At 39.4% G+C, this 15,914-nt stretch carries 13 protein-coding genes, 2 pseudogenes and 3 other annotated features (1 of these 18 only partly in view); of the genes and pseudogenes, 7 read left to right on the top strand and 8 right to left on the bottom strand.

What is annotated here, in order from left to right; genetic code table 11:
• Positions 1-541: 541 nt before the first annotated feature.
• Positions 542-883, bottom strand: coding sequence for a type II toxin-antitoxin system PemK/MazF family toxin (locus tag IW492_RS00335; RefSeq protein ID WP_202064044.1), 342 nt, complete (start codon positions 881-883; stop codon positions 542-544).
• 328 nt (positions 884-1,211) lie between these two features.
• On the opposite strand from IW492_RS00335, the gene IW492_RS00330 reads away from it, so the two are divergent.
• Positions 1,212-1,547, top strand: coding sequence for a hypothetical protein (locus IW492_RS00330; protein ID WP_202064043.1), 336 nt, complete (start codon positions 1,212-1,214; stop codon positions 1,545-1,547).
• A gap of 88 nt (positions 1,548-1,635) precedes the next feature.
• On the opposite strand, the gene udk is transcribed toward IW492_RS00330, so the two are convergent.
• Complete coding sequence (udk, locus tag IW492_RS00325; protein WP_202064042.1) at positions 1,636-2,259, bottom strand: uridine kinase; 624 nt, start codon at positions 2,257-2,259, stop codon at positions 1,636-1,638.
• 130 nt (positions 2,260-2,389) lie between these two features.
• On the opposite strand from udk, the gene IW492_RS00320 reads away from it, so the two are divergent.
• Complete coding sequence (locus IW492_RS00320) at positions 2,390-2,839, top strand: GNAT family N-acetyltransferase (RefSeq protein ID WP_202064041.1); 450 nt, start codon at positions 2,390-2,392, stop codon at positions 2,837-2,839.
• 66 nt (positions 2,840-2,905) lie between these two features.
• Here the strand turns inward: IW492_RS00320 and IW492_RS00315 are convergent, their stop codons facing one another.
• The gene (locus IW492_RS00315) at positions 2,906-3,589 is read right to left on the bottom strand and encodes a YjjG family noncanonical pyrimidine nucleotidase (RefSeq protein WP_202064040.1); all 684 of its coding nucleotides are present in this window, start codon (positions 3,587-3,589) and stop codon (positions 2,906-2,908) included.
• Positions 3,590-3,594: 5 nt separating this feature from the next.
• Positions 3,595-4,339 (bottom strand): annotated as a pseudogene (locus tag IW492_RS00310) (16S rRNA pseudouridine(516) synthase).
• Positions 4,340-4,629: 290 nt separating this feature from the next.
• Between IW492_RS00310 and IW492_RS00305 the strand changes: the two are divergent.
• Together IW492_RS00305 and IW492_RS00300 are read left to right on the top strand one after the other, a co-directional pair.
• Positions 4,630-5,244: a 50S ribosomal protein L25/general stress protein Ctc gene (locus tag IW492_RS00305; protein WP_202064039.1), complete on the top strand. Its 615-nt coding sequence runs from the start codon at positions 4,630-4,632 to the stop codon at positions 5,242-5,244.
• A gap of 421 nt (positions 5,245-5,665) precedes the next feature.
• Positions 5,666-5,986, top strand: a complete 321-nt coding sequence (locus IW492_RS00300) for a DUF960 domain-containing protein (RefSeq protein ID WP_202064038.1) — start codon at positions 5,666-5,668, stop codon at positions 5,984-5,986.
• Between the two features lie 106 nt (positions 5,987-6,092).
• Here IW492_RS00300 and IW492_RS00295 read toward each other — a convergent pair whose 3' ends face one another.
• Positions 6,093-7,727, bottom strand: coding sequence for a peptide ABC transporter substrate-binding protein (locus tag IW492_RS00295; RefSeq protein ID WP_202064037.1), 1,635 nt, complete (start codon positions 7,725-7,727; stop codon positions 6,093-6,095).
• Positions 7,728-7,888: 161 nt separating this feature from the next.
• Positions 7,889-8,112, top strand: a binding site (T-box leader).
• Between the two features lie 34 nt (positions 8,113-8,146).
• Positions 8,147-8,397: a binding site (T-box leader), on the top strand.
• Positions 8,398-8,550: 153 nt separating this feature from the next.
• Here IW492_RS00295 and IW492_RS00290 point away from each other — a divergent pair.
• The 3 genes from IW492_RS00290 to IW492_RS00280 are packed head-to-tail and all read left to right on the top strand — an operon-like array spanning position 8,551 to position 10,670.
• Positions 8,551-9,192: an amino acid ABC transporter permease gene (locus IW492_RS00290; protein WP_202064036.1), complete on the top strand. Its 642-nt coding sequence runs from the start codon at positions 8,551-8,553 to the stop codon at positions 9,190-9,192.
• 14 nt (positions 9,193-9,206) lie between these two features.
• Positions 9,207-9,842, top strand: coding sequence for an amino acid ABC transporter ATP-binding protein (locus IW492_RS00285; RefSeq protein WP_202064035.1), 636 nt, complete (start codon positions 9,207-9,209; stop codon positions 9,840-9,842).
• Positions 9,843-9,854: 12 nt separating this feature from the next.
• On the top strand, positions 9,855-10,670 hold the full coding sequence (locus IW492_RS00280) for an amino acid ABC transporter substrate-binding protein (protein WP_202064033.1): 816 nt from the start codon (positions 9,855-9,857) through the stop codon (positions 10,668-10,670).
• Positions 10,671-10,790: 120 nt separating this feature from the next.
• Here the strand turns inward: IW492_RS00280 and abc-f are convergent, their stop codons facing one another.
• The 3 genes and pseudogenes from abc-f to leuS form a co-directional block, all read right to left on the bottom strand.
• Positions 10,791-12,398, bottom strand: coding sequence for a ribosomal protection-like ABC-F family protein (gene abc-f / locus IW492_RS00275; RefSeq protein ID WP_202064031.1), 1,608 nt, complete (start codon positions 12,396-12,398; stop codon positions 10,791-10,793).
• A gap of 341 nt (positions 12,399-12,739) precedes the next feature.
• A pseudogene (gene fosX / locus IW492_RS00270) lies at positions 12,740-13,146 on the bottom strand (FosX/FosE/FosI family fosfomycin resistance hydrolase).
• An 88-nt stretch (positions 13,147-13,234) separates the two neighbouring features.
• Complete coding sequence (gene leuS, locus IW492_RS00265; RefSeq protein WP_202064029.1) at positions 13,235-15,751, bottom strand: leucine--tRNA ligase; 2,517 nt, start codon at positions 15,749-15,751, stop codon at positions 13,235-13,237.
• 94 nt (positions 15,752-15,845) lie between these two features.
• Positions 15,846-15,914: a binding site (T-box leader), on the bottom strand; it runs 148 nt beyond the window's last position.

Genomic DNA, 15,914 nt, shown 5'->3' with positions numbered 1-15,914 from the left:
TGCCACTGCAATTAATTGCTTCTTTTTCTGGAACGAATGATCGCTAATTCATTTGACTATCGCACATATATCATTCCACTAAAAAAATCTGACAAAAGCGGAACTGACAACTCAAGGCATAGTAGCAGCACGTTCCTGCAAGCTGCTCTACGGTTCTCACTACACTACACTTCGTTTCGATCTCATCAATTTCTAAATGGCAAAGCCACTAAGAATTGAAGGACTTCGTTTCGATCTCATTACTTTCTAAATGACAAAGTCATTAAGAATTGAAGGATTTCACTCCGATTGATTTGTCAGAGCAGATGATGCATGATACCTGCCCGATGCTAAAAGCTAGGCACTTCTGCCTCTGCAGTCAGCTATCTCATTGTATATGGAATAAATTCTGACAAATTTATCTCCATCAGAGCTTCGCATACCATCCTGCTAGCTTACTATTAGGCAAGCAGGACTGGCAGCTCAGGACAAATAAAGATTTGTCATAACCTCATCTTCCCCATTCTTCACACTTCATCATTCTATGTATCAGCTAAAGAGCCTATCGAATTCCTATACTTATCTTCAGCGCCTGATTTACTTTTTCCATATCACCTTCTTGCAGCTTGCAGATTTTCTGCAAAATTCGTTCCTTATCCAGTGTCCGAATTTGTTCCAGTAAAATAAGCGAAGGAGTTAGTTCCTCTTCATGCGGAATGTTCACCTTAACCTGTGTCGGCTGCATTTTTTTTCTGATATTTCTTGTAATAGGCGCTACAATCAATGTTGGACTAAATAAATTTCCTTTATTATTTTGAATAATCAAAACCGGCCGGATTCCTCCTTGTTCAGATCCAACGACTGGTGACAGATTTGCGTAAAAAATTTCTCCCCTGCGTATCATTTCTTTTATCTCCCCCTTCCGAGGATAACATCTTTTTACAAATTATAACATGATTCGTACAGAAATGTTTTTCAAGATTTTAAAAGAATAAGCAAATATTTGATAATTTATAGTAGAATAACTGACATATTATCAAAAAAAAAAGAACTGCAAAAAAAACTTTCAATTCATGACCTTTTTTGACCTTTTTCCTGTTAAAGTTCAAGTTGAATAGATATTCAAAAGCTTTTATGATAAACTTATATTGTATTTCGGGGTCAGCTTCTGACCCTTATTTACTTTAGGGGGATGGTTAGAGAATCACCATTATTGATAGAAGGAGCGCTGTATGAATATCTATTCGATTAAAATTTCACCTAATCGACCTTTCAACAAGTCTGAATTGAACTACTTACTTGAAAGATGTACCATACTTTCCAAAAAGGCGGAAGCCTTAGACTACATTAAAAAATGTAGTTACACTTATGATCAGAATGCCGAATCATTCAACTTTGATTTTATCTGTATCCATGATGAAGCCTTCTCGCTCAATATTGTTAAAGACAATCGCTCAAATAATCATACATTTTCTATGCAAAATTATGAAAAATGGGCTGTCTTGAGAAAAGATTTTTTGAAGCAGCTTAAAATCATCGACGATATTCACACCGGCCTTCACAACTAAGACAGCACTGCTTGACAAAATGATGATTAGCTGAAAAAACGGGATTTTCAATTTGAAAATCCCGCTTTTTTTATCTTGTATGGTCAGCTTAATCCAAAATACTTTTTATTTTAGTCGTAATTAAATCAATTGCCACATGATTTTCTCCGCCTTCTGGAACAATTACATCGGCATATCTCTTTGTAGGTTCAATAAATTGATGGTACATCGGCTTTACTACGGTCAAGTACTGATCAATCACCGAATCCAGTGTCCGTCCTCGTTCTTCCATATCCCTTTTTATCCGCCGAATAATCCGAGTATCGTCATCTGTATCCACATACAGCTTGATATCCATTAGCTCCCGCAGTCTGGGATCTTCCAAAATCAGAATTCCTTCCAAAATAATCACGTCCTTCGGCTCCTGTATAACAGTCTCCGAACTTCTGGTATGAGCCACATAATCATAGACCGGTTTTTCTATAGGCTGGCAGTTCAACAGCTGCTTTAAGTGCTCAATCAATAAATCCGTATCAAACGCAAACGGATGGTCATAGTTGGTTGTTAATCTCTCCTCAAAGCTTAAATGGCTTTGATCTTTGTAGTAAGAATCATGCTCAAGCATCATGATGGAATGATCAGGAAAGTAATTGAAAATTGCTCGGCTGACACTTGTTTTGCCGCTCCCTGAGCCCCCGGTTACACCAATGATTATCGGTTGATTGTTTTTCATGCAGGAAAACCTCTTTCTTTTTCAGCTATAGTCATTGTCGTCCTTATCTATTATAATGAAAAGCGGAAAGAATGCCACAGAAAATATGAGCTTTTTTAGAATTCAATAAAAATTTACTGGAGGTAAAAATTTGAAGCTCGATAAAATCAAACTACTGACAGATGATCACTACAGATTACTCTTTAAAGCCGATCCATCCAAACGACTTATCGACGACTATACACAAAGGGGAACAGTATTTGCTGCTCTGAATCCTGAACTGGTTGGAATTATGGTCCTGCTGCCAACTCGTCCTGATACATTGGAACTGGTGAACATTGCAGTAGACGAAGCCTTTCAAAATCAAGGCTATGCACAAAAAATGATTGCCTTCGCATTTGACTATGCAAGAAAGCAGGGAATTAAGACGATGGAAGTAGGTACAGGAAGTACAGGATTCGCCCAACTTTATCTCTATCAGAAATGCGGATTTCGCATGACAGGCATAGATAAAGACTTTTTCATTCGCCATTATGATGAAGAAATTATTGACAATGGTCAAGTTCTGAATGATATGGTTCGTTTAAGTCTGGATTTATAAATAAAAAATTTTTAACAAACTTCTTTCAAAATAAACATACTAAGATTAGTGGTTTCTTAACCTTCTTTAACCTAATATCGAAAACAACTGATCCAGCTGTTGAATTTCATACGTAGGCTGAATTTCCTGTTTGCCTGCTTGTCTGGTTGGATTCAGCCAAACCGTTTGAATATTTGCCTGCTGTCCTCCGCCAATATCTGAATTAAGAGAATCACCAATAATGACCGTCTTTTCCTTATCAAAATCAGGGATTTGATCAAATACATAATCGAAATATTCTTTCATCGGCTTTTGATATCCAATTTCTTCAGAAACAAAGATATCCTGAAACAGCGGATAAAGATCAGCATCTTTCAATCGCTTGTATTGTGTTACAGCAATCCCGTTTGTGACCACATACAAATCATAATCTGGCTGTAATTTTTCTAAAATCTTCTTACTGTTTCCCAGAAGATCATGACCATCACTTAGGTGCTTCTGATATCTTGCACCCAGTGCTTTTCCATCAACCTTTTTCCCCAGCTGCTCAAACAATAAACCGAAGCGCGTTTCGCTGATGGTTTCTTTTGCAACTTTACCATGCTCGAAATCCTGCCACAACTGATGATTGATTGCCTGATAAGTCTGTTCAATTTCCTTCGTCAGTTCAAGCTGCTCTTCTGAAAACAACGTATACAGAGCACGCTTTTCTGTTGTCCGAAAATCCAATAATGTGTCATCTACGTCAAATAATAATGTCTTGTATTTCATCCTCACTACCCATTTCTATCTATATTTACCTTTTTTACAACAGGAAGCAGCTGCCTTATTTCTTCCTGATTTAACGACCGATAGTCTCCGCTCCTTAAATCATCCTCCAAAACAATCGGTCCTATGCTGATCCGCTTAAGAATAGGTTACTTTTTTCCCAACGGACAGGAACATCTTTTTCACCTGATGAAACTTGCCCTCTTTGATATCCAGATAAGCCTTGCTTCTATCTGAAGAGCTAGTAAGAATGTCCAACTCAGCCGGAAGACACTGTATTCCGCCAATAAAAACGATTCCCTTTGAAAAACACCGGCAATCTTCTTCAGTCAGTCGGTCATTTACCGTAACAAGATATCGCTTTGTTACTTTCCTGCTGGGGTGAAGCAGCTGATACCCCAATTGTCCGTTGTCTGTAATCAAAACCAGTCCCTCAGTATCTCTATCCAACCTGCCAACTGGATAAAGACCAGTTTTTCGATCCTCTTCTCTGATAAGATCAATGACTGTTTGGTGTTCAGCATCCTTTACAGCTGTAACTGTTCCCTGCGGTTTGTTCAGCAGGAAGTAGGAATGCCCTGCACCTCTTATCCTTTTACCCGCCACTTTTATTTCATGGACAGTCGGATCAATATTTATATTTTCTTCTATTACTATCTGACCGTCAACGGTTACAGCTTTTCGCTGAAGTAATCGTCTGACGGACTTTTTAGAACCTATATTCTGCTGTTCCAAAAATTTATCTAAACGCATAGCAGCTCCTTAACATAATAATCCTTAATTATACATTAAGATCTGTTCAATTCAAGCCAAAAATTTCACTTCCCTTGACTTAAAGTTAAAATCACGTTATGGTTAATAAGTAAAGTGAATCATAGGTTTCTCAAAAACAGCGTAATGACCTGGAAGAGAAAAGGTATCATAGGTGAAGTTCCAGGGCTGATTATGTTGTAATCAGTCCTTTTTTGTTCGTTGGAATTTCTTTATGTTGCATTTTGTTTAACCAAATAAATTCACTCACTATCAAAGGAGGAATTTAGGTTATGTCAGTTTCATTAGAAGTTCAGAAAAGAGCCGTCCGTCCCCGTTCACTTAGAAATGAGTTACGTCACTCAGGAAAAATTCCAGCAGTTGTTTATGGCTATCAGATCGAAAGCACTCCAATCACTGTAGATGAGAAAGAATTAACTAAGGTCTTACGCGATAATGGTGCCAACACAGTTATTGCATTGACTATTGATGGAAAAAAAGTAAATACCTTGGTGTATAAAACACAGCTTGATACATTTACAGGTAAGATTAAACACGTTGAATTTCTGGCAGTTAACATGACTGAAGAAACAGAAGTGGAAGCTGAAGTTGTTTTAGTGGGAGAAGCTAAAGGTGTGAAAGCCGGTGGAGCTCTTACTCAAAATCTGTATTCTGTTCTTGTATCCGCTACACCTGAAAATCTGCCTGAACGTGTAGAAGTTGATGTTGCCAAGTTGGCAATCGGTGATTCATTAACTGTTGCTGATCTTCCAAAAAATGATAAATTCACTATTGTAACTGATGGTGACGAACAAATTGTCAACATTACGGAAGCTCAGTCCAACGAAGAAGAAGAAACTCCAGGAGAAACTTCTGAACCAGAAGTGATCGGAGAAGAAAAAGAATAATAAAAATCCTTTTACACAACCCAATTTTTTATTACAGAAATAAAGGATTATTATCAAACAAAGGATTATTATCGGGGCTGTAACATTATGTTGCAGCCCCTAGTGTTCCAGACTTTATATACCTCTGCGATTAATTGCTTCTCTTTCTGGAATGAATAATTGCTAATTCATTTGACTATCGCACTCCTATCATTCCACTAAAAAATCTGACAAAAGTGGAACTGACAACTTGAGGCAAACAATGACTGCTCAGAGGTTCAAAACAGAGTCCTTCAATTCTTAATGGCTTTGCCATTTAGAGATTGTTGAAATTGAAACGAAGCTCAGCAAGAACTATAGACACAGAAAAAGAAGCACCCCATTCCAAACTTCCAGTTGTTTGCGCTATACTAATAGTAAGTGAAATGAAGGAGGGATTTCTATGTTTAAATCATTTGATACAAATCGCAGCCGTTATGCCTCTTTAGGCATTGTGACCACTCTTCCGGGAGAGCTGATAGATAGTATCTGGTTTATTATTGACCGTAATCTAAAAGGTGTGATTCCTTTAACAACTATGCTCACTTTTGATGTTCTGTCCAATAACGACAAGGTAACTCTCCACTTTTCACAAGAATTCAGCGATGTAGAAATGGCAGTTGATCTGGATTTTCCTTACTCTTCAAATTATCCTGAACGAGTTTTAGCAGTTGATGATGGACAAAGGGAAACAATATTACTGCCTACCGAGATTATTCATTAAAAAGCATATGTATAAACAGCTAAATGAAAAAAGACACAGAACGTTTTGGGGTCACTTCAAACCGTTCCTTGTGTCTTTTTTCATTTTTAGTTTCTTCAATCAGTCATTATTCCTCAACATAAGCCATACGATAAGAGATCGTCCGACCAAATGAAAATACCTGAAGATCTTTTAGTCGATCTGCTTTCAGATAACCAATCGCTCCCTGATACAGCGGAAGCACCGCAGCATCTTCCTCAACAAGCATTTTCTCCAGCTTCAGCAATTCCTGCCAGCGCTGTTCGGGTTCATTGGCAAGTGTGATTTGTGCATCATTCAATCCGGCATCATACGCTGAATTGTCGTATCCTGCTGTATTTAATCCGCTCTTTGAATCATAAAACTCCAAAAAGTTAATTGGGTCCGCATAATCTGGTGTCCATGTTCCAAATACCAAATCAAACTCGCTTTCTGTCTGAAGGTCCAATCTGTTTTGCAACGGTATAGATTTTAAGTTGATTGTCAAGCCGGAAAGATTCTGCTGCAGCTGCCCCTGTACAAATTCAATCGTTTTTTTAGCAATTGCCGAGTCAGCAGAAAGCAATTCCAGTTCAATCGTTTCTTTTCCAAGCTCTTTCTTCGCTTTTTCCCAGCTTTCCTTCGCCGCATCTAAATCATAGGGCAGCAAATCACCATTTTCGTTCCTGAAATCATCTCCATTTGCCGGATTTCTCGCAAAATCTTTGGGTACAAATCCATTTAAAGCAGTCGAGCCATCACCCAAAATATCTGCTGCAAAAGCCTCCTTGTCAATAGCCTGCAGGATTGCTTTACGAACATTCACATTCCCTGTTACTTCACGCTTGTGATTTGGACTCAGATAACCGACCAATGCTTTGGGAACAAAGTAGGCCTGAGGTGAATCCTTATATTGCAATGCATAGGTATCGGCCAATCCAGTATAATCCAAATCACCACTGTCGAATAAATTCGTTCCTGTCGCAATTTCCTTCACAACCTGTACATTGATTGCCTCAAGCTTTACTTTTTCCTGATCCCAGTAATTCGGATTTTTAGTCAGCTGCCAGCTTTCCGTTGTACCATCCCACCCGGAAATCAAGAACGGGCCATTCCCTACAAAGTTATCTGAAGAAGTACCATAGGCAGTTCCTTTTTCATCTGCAAACTCTGCATTTTTCGGCATAAACGGTGTACCTGTCAAAACTTGAGACAAGTACGTAATCGGATATTCCAGCGTGAGCTCCAAGGTCTGATCATCCACAGCTTTTACACCAAAATCATCTAAAGTAAGTTCACCTTCACGAATCTTTCGTCCATTTTTAAATATATCCATCTGATTACTGCTGCTTGAGCCATACGCAGGATCAACAACATTTTTAAAAGAGTAGACAAAATCCTTTGCTGTGACCGGCTCCCCATTTGACCATTCAGCTTCCCTTAACTTAAATATATAAACAAGCCCATCTTCACTTACTGTCGGTTCTTCTGCTGCCATCGCCGGTTCCGGTTCCTGATCTTTGTTCAAACGATACAGCCCTTCAGCCAACTGCCCAATCATATCGGAACTGTAAACATCTGTATAATGAGCACTGTCTAAAGTTGATAATTCACCACCGGAAGCTACATTAATCACTTGCTCCGGTTCAGTCGTGCTTCCAGACTCACTTTTATTTTTAGACCCTGAACTACAGGCACTAAGCAATAGTACAGCTGCTGCCATTAATAAACCAAATTTCTTCATTCTCTTTCCTCCTCCAAATAAATCCCGCTAAAAGTACAAAAAAAACTGCACGTATACCTATTATATTCTATTTTACCTGAAAAAAATTATTTGCTTAATTTATATGCTTCATATTTTTTTCCTTTTCACATTGACAGATTGTAATCCCGATGATAAAGTAAATAAAAACAAAGAACAGAAGAGTAGCTTTCGTCATTGTTCAAGAGAGTCTTTGGTTGGTGAAAAAAGGCACAAGACAAAGTGAACCACATCTGGGAGTTGGTTTGTTGAACTTCAGTAAACAAACCCGGGACGGCCCGTTACAGCATAGAGTCATAGACTTTCTAAGACTATTATTGTGAGATAACAGTGAACAAAGGTGGAACCACGATATTTCGTCCTTTGGCATTTGATATGCCGAAGGACTTTTTTTTTATTATCTAAAACTAATGAACAGAACGAGTAATTATTGCCCCCTTACTGACAGAGAATGCTTCAACCGCTGAAAGAAGCAGCAGAAAGACAATAATGAACACATCTGAAGAAGTCATTTTCTGAAGCTTTCAGTAAGAAAATGCGGCAGCTCACCGTTAACGAGGCAGCAGTCGGTTTATACAGCCAACTGCTCATGAGGCTTTTGTTGCAAGACAGAAGTAAAATGAGGTGGAACCACGATATTTTCGTCCTCTTGGCTCTTATGCCGGGAGGTTCTTTTTATTTGGTCGAGACTGTATTGTCTGATGAAAAGAGGAAAACACAACATTGTTTTTGGTTTTTAAAATGAGCGGTAAAACGGTTCATTTTTTAACATAGTCTTTATAAAGAAATTACTGGAGGTTGTATCATGGATTATGTAGGGGAAATTTTACCGGCTTTATTAAGCGGTGCTGGAATGACCATTAAGGTATTTATTTTTACTTTGCTTGGGTCAATTCCTTTGGGAATTATTGTCGCCTTTGGACTTCAAAGTCGATTTAAGCCACTGACTTATCTTATCAACGTGTATATTTGGCTGATGCGGGGAACACCATTGTTACTGCAGTTGATTTTTGTTTTTTACGGTTTGCCGTTAGTTGGAATTGTTTTCGAACGATACGATGCAGCACTTTTTGCTTTTATATTAAATTATGCTGCTTATTTTGCTGAAATTTTTCGTGGGGGTATCCAATCAATTCCTCAAGGGCAGTATGAGGCAGCTAAAGTGCTTCGTCTGACAAAACTGCAGACCATTCAAAAAATTATTCTGCCTCAGGTCGTTAAAATCGTCCTGCCTTCCATTGGCAATGAGGTCATCAACCTGGTGAAAGACACTTCACTGATTTATGTTATCGGACTGGGAGACCTGTTAAGAGCCGGAAAAATTGCAATGAGCAGAGATGTAACCATATTGCCGCTGGCTTTGGTCGGGGTCATTTATCTATTATTCACAGCTGTTCTGACGCTGCTGTCTAAAAAAATCGAAAAATACTATCAATATTACCGCTAAAAGGAGGAAAAGACATGCTGGTCATAAAAAATTTAACAAAACGATTTGATACTAAAATGATTATTGATCAATTATCTATAGAAATTCCGGATGGAGAAATTTTGACAATTGTCGGTCCTTCCGGTGGTGGAAAAACGACATTACTTCGTTGTCTTGCCGGTCTGGAAACCATTGATTCAGGAGAATTGTCTATTGATGGACAAACCTTTGATCCTGTTGCAATGGATAATGCAGATCAGGTTGTAGGTATTGTTTTTCAGGACTTTCAACTGTTTCCTCATCTTTCAGTACTTGATAATATCACATTAGCACCTGTCCTGTCGCTGAAACAGCCCAAGGAAGAAAGCAGAGCCGAGGCACTGGAGCTGCTAAATAAATTTGGCCTTTCAGGAAAAGAGGAACTTTTCCCTTATCAGCTGTCTGGTGGTCAAAAGCAACGGGTAGCTTTGGCTCGAGCTCTTGCAATGAAACCCAAAGTCTTGGGATATGACGAGCCTACCAGCGCACTGGACCCTGAGCTGCGTCAGCAAGTGGAAGCAGTCATTTTAAGTTTGAAAGAACAGGGCATCACGCAAATCGTTGTGACTCACGATATGCAGTTTGCTGAAAATATTGCCGACCAGCTGTTAACGGTCGCCCCTGTTCAATAGGAGGAGAATTTTATGAAAAAGAACGTATATTGGCTGATCCCTATTTTGCTGATTTCCTCCTTACTGATCGTCGGTTGCGGAAGAAAAAAGACTGACGGAGACCAATGGGAACGAATTAATCAGGAGAAACGGATCATTATAGGCTTGGATGATTCCTTCGTCCCTATGGGCTTTCAAAATAAAGCAGGAGAGATTATCGGCTTTGATGTTGATTTGGCAAAAGCCGTCTTTGCTTTGTATGATATTGAGATTGATTTTCAGCCAATCGACTGGTCAATGAAGGAAAACGAACTGCAAAATCAGACCATTGATTTAATTTGGAATGGCTACTCAAAAACAGCTGAACGAGAAGAAAAGGTGCTGTTCAGTAACGATTACATGAAGAATGAACAGGTTGTTGTATCATTGAAAAAGAACAATATCAACCAGTTTTCTGATATGAAAGATAAAATTTTAGGTGCTCAAAACGGCTCTTCCGGGTATCATGGCTTTGAAGAAGAGCCGGAGATCCTGAAAGATCTGGTAAAAGACCAGACAGCTGTTTTATATGATGGATTTAATGAGGCTTTCATGGATTTAAAATCCGGTCGTATTGACGGTCTCCTGATTGATCGGGTTTATGCCAACTATTACCTTTCACATGAAGAGAATCTTGCAAATTATTCCATTATTCCCGGAGCCTTCGAAAGCGAGACATTTGCTGTTGGTATACGCAAAACCGACCCGCAATTAGCTGAAAAAATTAACGAGGCTTTCAAAATACTGCGTGAAAATGGGACGCTCGCTGAAATATCTGAAACCTGGTTTGGTGAAGATGTTACTGAATAATAAATAATCTGAAAGTTGCTGAGCCGTTCAGCATCAAAAGACTGTGTAAGACTACAAAAGAAGGACAGAGTAAAATTTAATTTTATCTCTGCCTTTTTTTATATCTTTCATTTTCCCAACTTAGATTTCCTGTTTAAAAAAATCAGAATAGCTGCATGTTATCTTAGTGATTCGTTCATCTTTAATCACCAAAAAATCAGGAAATATTTTTTCTAAAAAGAAACGATCATGCGAAACAGCCAGTAATGTCCCAGTGAAGTCTTCTAGAATTTCTTCCACCTCTTCCCTTGTTTCAATATCCAGATGATTTGTCGGTTCATCCAGCAACAAAAAATTAATTTTCTGCTGCATCAGTTTTGCCAATTCGAGGCGGATTTTCTCTCCGCCGCTTAAAAACCGCAGTTGAGTCAGCACATCCTCCTTATAAAATGAATATCCAGCAAGCAGCCGCCTGCTCTCCTGTTCGTCCAAAGAACACTCATACATAAACTCCTGTAAGATGGACCGCTGTGGATAATCGTATTGAATAGCTTGGGGTAAATAGCCAATCTTCACATTACTTCCCAGTTTAAGCTCACCACTATCTAGAGATTCTTTTTCCAGAATCAGCTTCATCAATGTTGTTTTTCCGGCCCCGTTCTCACCGATTATCGCAACCCGCTCTTTCCAAAATAAAGAAAAACTGCTGTTCTTAAACAACACGCGATCATCATACTCCTTTTTAAGCCTTTCGCCAATAAGGACTTCTTTGCCTGAACGATCAGCTATGCGGAAAGAACCCTTCCCAAGTTTCTGGCTATCTCCTTTGGGTTTGGGTATTTTTTGAATTTTTTCCAGACGACGTTCCAACTCTTTTGCCTTTTTAAAGAACTTTTCGTTATCTCCTTCATGCCCCCATTGTCTGAATCTACGGATCGTCAGCTTTATCTTTTGAATTTCCTTTTGCTGCTCAGCGAAATCCTTCCTCAATTTTTCAATACGCGCTTCTTTTTGTTCCTTATAAGCAGAGTAACTGCCTTTATAATTCCAACATTTACCATCCTCTATCTCAACGATTCTCTCAACCACTTGATTTAAAAACTGACGGTCATGTGAAACAATCAGACAAGTTCTCTTTTCATGAAGCAGATAACCTTCCAACCAGCTGATTCGCTGAATATCCAGATGATTCGTCGGTTCATCCAGCAGCAGCACTTCACGCTGCTGAAGAAGAATACGTGCCAGATTAATGATTGTCTGTTCCCCACCACTTAATGCATCAAAACTTTGATCCATAAGGTTAGCTACCTCCAATCCATTTGCAATCATCTCCAAACGATTCTCTACCTCGTAACCGCCTGCTGCTTCAAACAACTCCTGCTGTTTGCCATATTGTGAAAGCAGCTTCCCAAAATCAGCCTGCGGATCGGTCATTTTCTCTTCTAAATACTTCAGATGTTTTTGTATATGATTGACAGTCTCAAACGAATCAAGCAAGTATTCCCGAACCGGTTTTGGCTCAGCTTCAGGAAGTTGAGCCAGATAACCCACAGTTACATTTTTTTGAATACTGATCGTGCCTTTATCTGCAGCCTCCAATCCTGCAATCATTTTAAGAATAGTGGATTTTCCGGAACCATTTGTTCCCACTATTCCAATCCGTTCTCCTTTTTCAACTTTTAAACTCAGCTCTTCAAATAACGGATATGTGCTATAGTTTTTTTCTATTCCCTGTAGTTGTATTAACATCTATTGCCTCTTTCTGCCGCTCAGCATACTAAAAACAGATTTGTTCATATCAAAGAAAAAAGCCGCAGGAAAAATACCCATGGCTTTGTTTGTTATTTATTATCTTTAACATATCTGCGTAAATAAGCCTGAATGGTCTCTTTATTTAAATTTTTCTTCCATATTTAGACACACTTGTCCCTTGGAAGAAAAAATTGGAAATAATGTTATAGCAAAAATAAATAAACCCTAGAAAGTCAAAGACTTTGTATGTTATTTTTCCCATAACTGCCATCACGCCTATTCACCACCTTGTCTTTTTTTGTTATTGTATCATGATGCTGACGACACCGCAACCGCCTCTATTTATTTCCCTTCCTGTATCTGTTTAAGCGCTCTCCCAATGTTCCGGTATGCAGTTCAAACAAATGATTATCATAATCATAAAAATAAATAGACTGCCCCTCTTCCTTTATCCTATTTCGACCATCTTTGATCTCCAATCCAAGTGAAGCAATTTTATCCCAATACTCAGCCAGTTTGTCCCTGTCAATTTTAAAAGCTACATGATTATACGTTTTTGACGGTAAAGACTCTCCTTCCATAACTGCGATCCACACCCCCTGAACCAAAAAAACTTTTCTCTTGATACAGAAAATACATCCTCTCCGCCTGAATAGATTTCTTCTGCAGCAAACACTTCTTTAAACAGCTTAGTTGTTCTTTCAATGTTTTTAACGATAAACGTGATATGACTTAATCCTTCCATAAAAAATCTCTGCTTTCAATAAAAAAATGGACCTCAGAGAGCGTATCATAAATATACACTCACGCTCTAAGGTCCAACCTTCAATCAGTTAATTTGCTACTATATTGACTAATTTATCTGGTACAACGATAATCTTTCGCACAGCCTTTCCTTCAATGAAGGACTGCACACTTTCTGAAGCAAGTGCCTGTTCTTCCAAAATTCCTCGATCAAGTCCCCGAGCAACTACCAGTTTTTCTCTGACTTTACCATTTACCTGAAGAACAATTTCCACTTCATCTTCAACCAATTGGCTTTCTTCATAGGTTGGCCAAGCAGCATAAGTCAGGCTTTCTTCATTTCCAAGAATTGACCACAGCTCTTCTCCAAGATGAGGAACAATCGGTGCAAGCAGCTGAACAAATCCTTCTATATATTCATAAGGCAGAACCTCTGCTTTATTTGCTTCATTTACAAAAACCATCAGTTGAGAAATCGCTGTATTAAAATGAAGCTGTTCATAGTCTTCTGTGACTTTTTTCACCGTTTGATGATAAACTTTTGTCAGTTTCTCATCGTTCATAGTAGTGATACGATCCCGCATTTTCCCTTTCTCATCAACAATCAGACGCCAAACGCGGTCGAGGAACTTCCTGCTTCCTTCCAAACCATTTTCACTCCAGGCAATCGCTGCTTCCAAAGGTCCCATAAACATCTCATACAGACGCAGCGTGTCGGCTCCGTATTTTTCAATCACCTCATCCGGATTCACCACATTTTTCAGTGATTTACTCATTTTGGCCGGAGCTTCTTCCAGCTCTTCCCCAGTTTCAATACTTACCCAGCCATTGTTCTCAGCTTTTTTAACCATATCTGTAGGTACCAGTGCACCTCGACTGTCACGGAAGCTTTGACCCAAAATCATTCCTTGATTGAACAGCTTTTGATACGGCTCTTTTGTCGGAACTACACCGATATCATACAGGAATTTGTGCCAGAAGCGTGCATACAGCAAATGCAGCACCGCATGTTCTGCTCCGCCAATATAAATATCCACCGGCAGCCAGCACTTCAGTTTCTCAGGATCTGCAATAGCTGTTTTATTATGAGGATCAACATAGCGCAGATGATACCATGAGCTCCCTGCCCATTGAGGCATCGTATTTGTTTCCCGACGACCCTTCATTCCTGTTTCAGGATCAACAACATTAATCCATTCTTCGATATTTGCCAGAGGTGATTCACCCGTTCCGCTCGGTTTGATATCATCCGTTTTAGGTAATGACAACGGCAATTCTGATTCAGGAACGGTCGTCGTCGTGCCATCTTCCCAGTGAATGATCGGGATTGGTTCACCCCAGTAACGCTGACGTGAAAACAGCCAGTCACGCAACCGATAGCTGATTTCCTTTTTACCGACACCCTGCTCTTCCAGCCAGTCGTTCATTTTTACAATCGCTTCTTCTTTATTCAATCCATCAAGAAACGCTGAATTAATATGGAGCCCATCGCCTGTATAAGCTTCTTCAGCTGTATTTCCACCGGCAACAACCGGAGTAATTTCCAATCCAAATGTTTTGGCAAATTCATAATCCCGTTCATCATGAGCAGGGACAGCCATAATTGCACCTGTTCCATAAGAAGAAAGAACATAGTCTGCAATCCAGATCGGGATTTTTGTCCCATTTGCTGGATTGATTGCATACGCACCGGTGAATACACCCGTTTTTTCTTTTGCCAGATCTGTTCGGTTCAGCTCTGATTTCTTTGCGGCTTCTGCAATATATGTTTCTACCTCTGAGCGTTGTTCATCTGTTGTTATTTCCTGTACAAGTGCCAGTTCAGGTGCAAGCACACTGTAAGTCGCTCCAAAAAGTGTATCCGGACGCGTTGTAAATACCGTAAACTCTTTATCTGTGTCTGCAATCTTAAACGTAACATTAGCACCTTCTGAACGGCCAATCCAGTTCCTCTGCATTTCCTTAATATTTTCAGGCCAGTCAACCAGCTCAAGGTCGTCCAATAGACGATCCGCATAATCAGTTATTTTCAGCATCCATTGACGCATAGGCTTACGGACAACATCATAACCGCCGCGTTCGCTTTTCCCATCTATCACTTCCTCATTGGAAATCACAGTTCCCAGCTCAGGTACCCAGTTAACCGCCACTTCAGCTTCGTATGCCAGTCCATGTTCATACAGCTTGGTAAAAATCCATTGTGTCCACTTGTAATATTCAGGATCTGTCGTATTAATTTCACGATTCCAGTCATAGCTGAACCCCAGAGAATTAATTTGGCGTTTAAACGTTTCGATATTTTTCTTTGTAAATTCTGCTGGATCATTTCCAGTATCCAAAGCATATTGTTCTGCCGGAAGCCCAAAAGCATCCCATCCCATTGGATGCAAAACATTGTAGCCCTGACTTCGTTTCATTCTGGATATAATATCTGTTGCTGTATAGCCTTCCGGATGACCGACATGAAGTCCTTGACCGGACGGATAGGGGAACATATCCAGTGCATAAAATTTCTTTTGATCCGGATCATCATGTGTATTGAACAAATTATTTTTGGCCCAGTACTTCTGCCATTTCTTCTCTATTTTCTTGTGGTCGTAGTTCATTTTTCTCCTCCTGATTCATTAATTACTGTATTCGCTGCTACAAGTTTCGGCAATACAACACCTTAATAAAAAAACGCCCTACAGGAAAACTTTCCCATAGGACGTTGAATACAACGTGGTACCACCTAAATTTATTTGCTGCTTGCACAGACAAATCTTCAGC

This window comes from Enterococcus sp. BWB1-3 (assembly GCF_016745275.1).
Taxonomy (GTDB): Bacteria; Bacillota; Bacilli; order Lactobacillales; family Enterococcaceae; genus Enterococcus_L.
The sequence above is the reverse complement of the archived record's forward strand: the minus strand, read 5'-3'. Positions and strand labels throughout refer to the sequence as shown.

Bases quoted from the DNA above. Each gene is read 5' to 3' on its own strand.
- IW492_RS00300 (WP_202064038.1), top strand. From the start codon at position 5,666: ATGTTTAAATCATTTGATACAAATCGCAGCCGTTATGCCTCTTTAGGC.
- IW492_RS00295 (WP_202064037.1), bottom strand. From the start codon at position 7,727: ATGAAGAAATTTGGTTTATTAATGGCAGCAGCTGTACTATTGCTTAGT.
- IW492_RS00330 (WP_202064043.1), top strand. From the start codon at position 1,212: ATGAATATCTATTCGATTAAAATTTCACCTAATCGACCTTTCAACAAG.
- IW492_RS00305 (WP_202064039.1), top strand. From the start codon at position 4,630: ATGTCAGTTTCATTAGAAGTTCAGAAAAGAGCCGTCCGTCCCCGTTCA.
- udk (WP_202064042.1), bottom strand. From the start codon at position 2,259: ATGAAAAACAATCAACCGATAATCATTGGTGTAACCGGGGGCTCAGGG.
- IW492_RS00335 (WP_202064044.1), bottom strand. From the start codon at position 883: ATGATACGCAGGGGAGAAATTTTTTACGCAAATCTGTCACCAGTCGTT.
- IW492_RS00280 (WP_202064033.1), top strand. From the start codon at position 9,855: ATGAAAAAGAACGTATATTGGCTGATCCCTATTTTGCTGATTTCCTCC.
- IW492_RS00290 (WP_202064036.1), top strand. From the start codon at position 8,551: ATGGATTATGTAGGGGAAATTTTACCGGCTTTATTAAGCGGTGCTGGA.
- abc-f (WP_202064031.1), bottom strand. From the start codon at position 12,398: ATGTTAATACAACTACAGGGAATAGAAAAAAACTATAGCACATATCCG.
- leuS (WP_202064029.1), bottom strand. From the start codon at position 15,751: ATGAACTACGACCACAAGAAAATAGAGAAGAAATGGCAGAAGTACTGG.
- IW492_RS00285 (WP_202064035.1), top strand. From the start codon at position 9,207: ATGCTGGTCATAAAAAATTTAACAAAACGATTTGATACTAAAATGATT.
- IW492_RS00315 (WP_202064040.1), bottom strand. From the start codon at position 3,589: ATGAAATACAAGACATTATTATTTGACGTAGATGACACATTATTGGAT.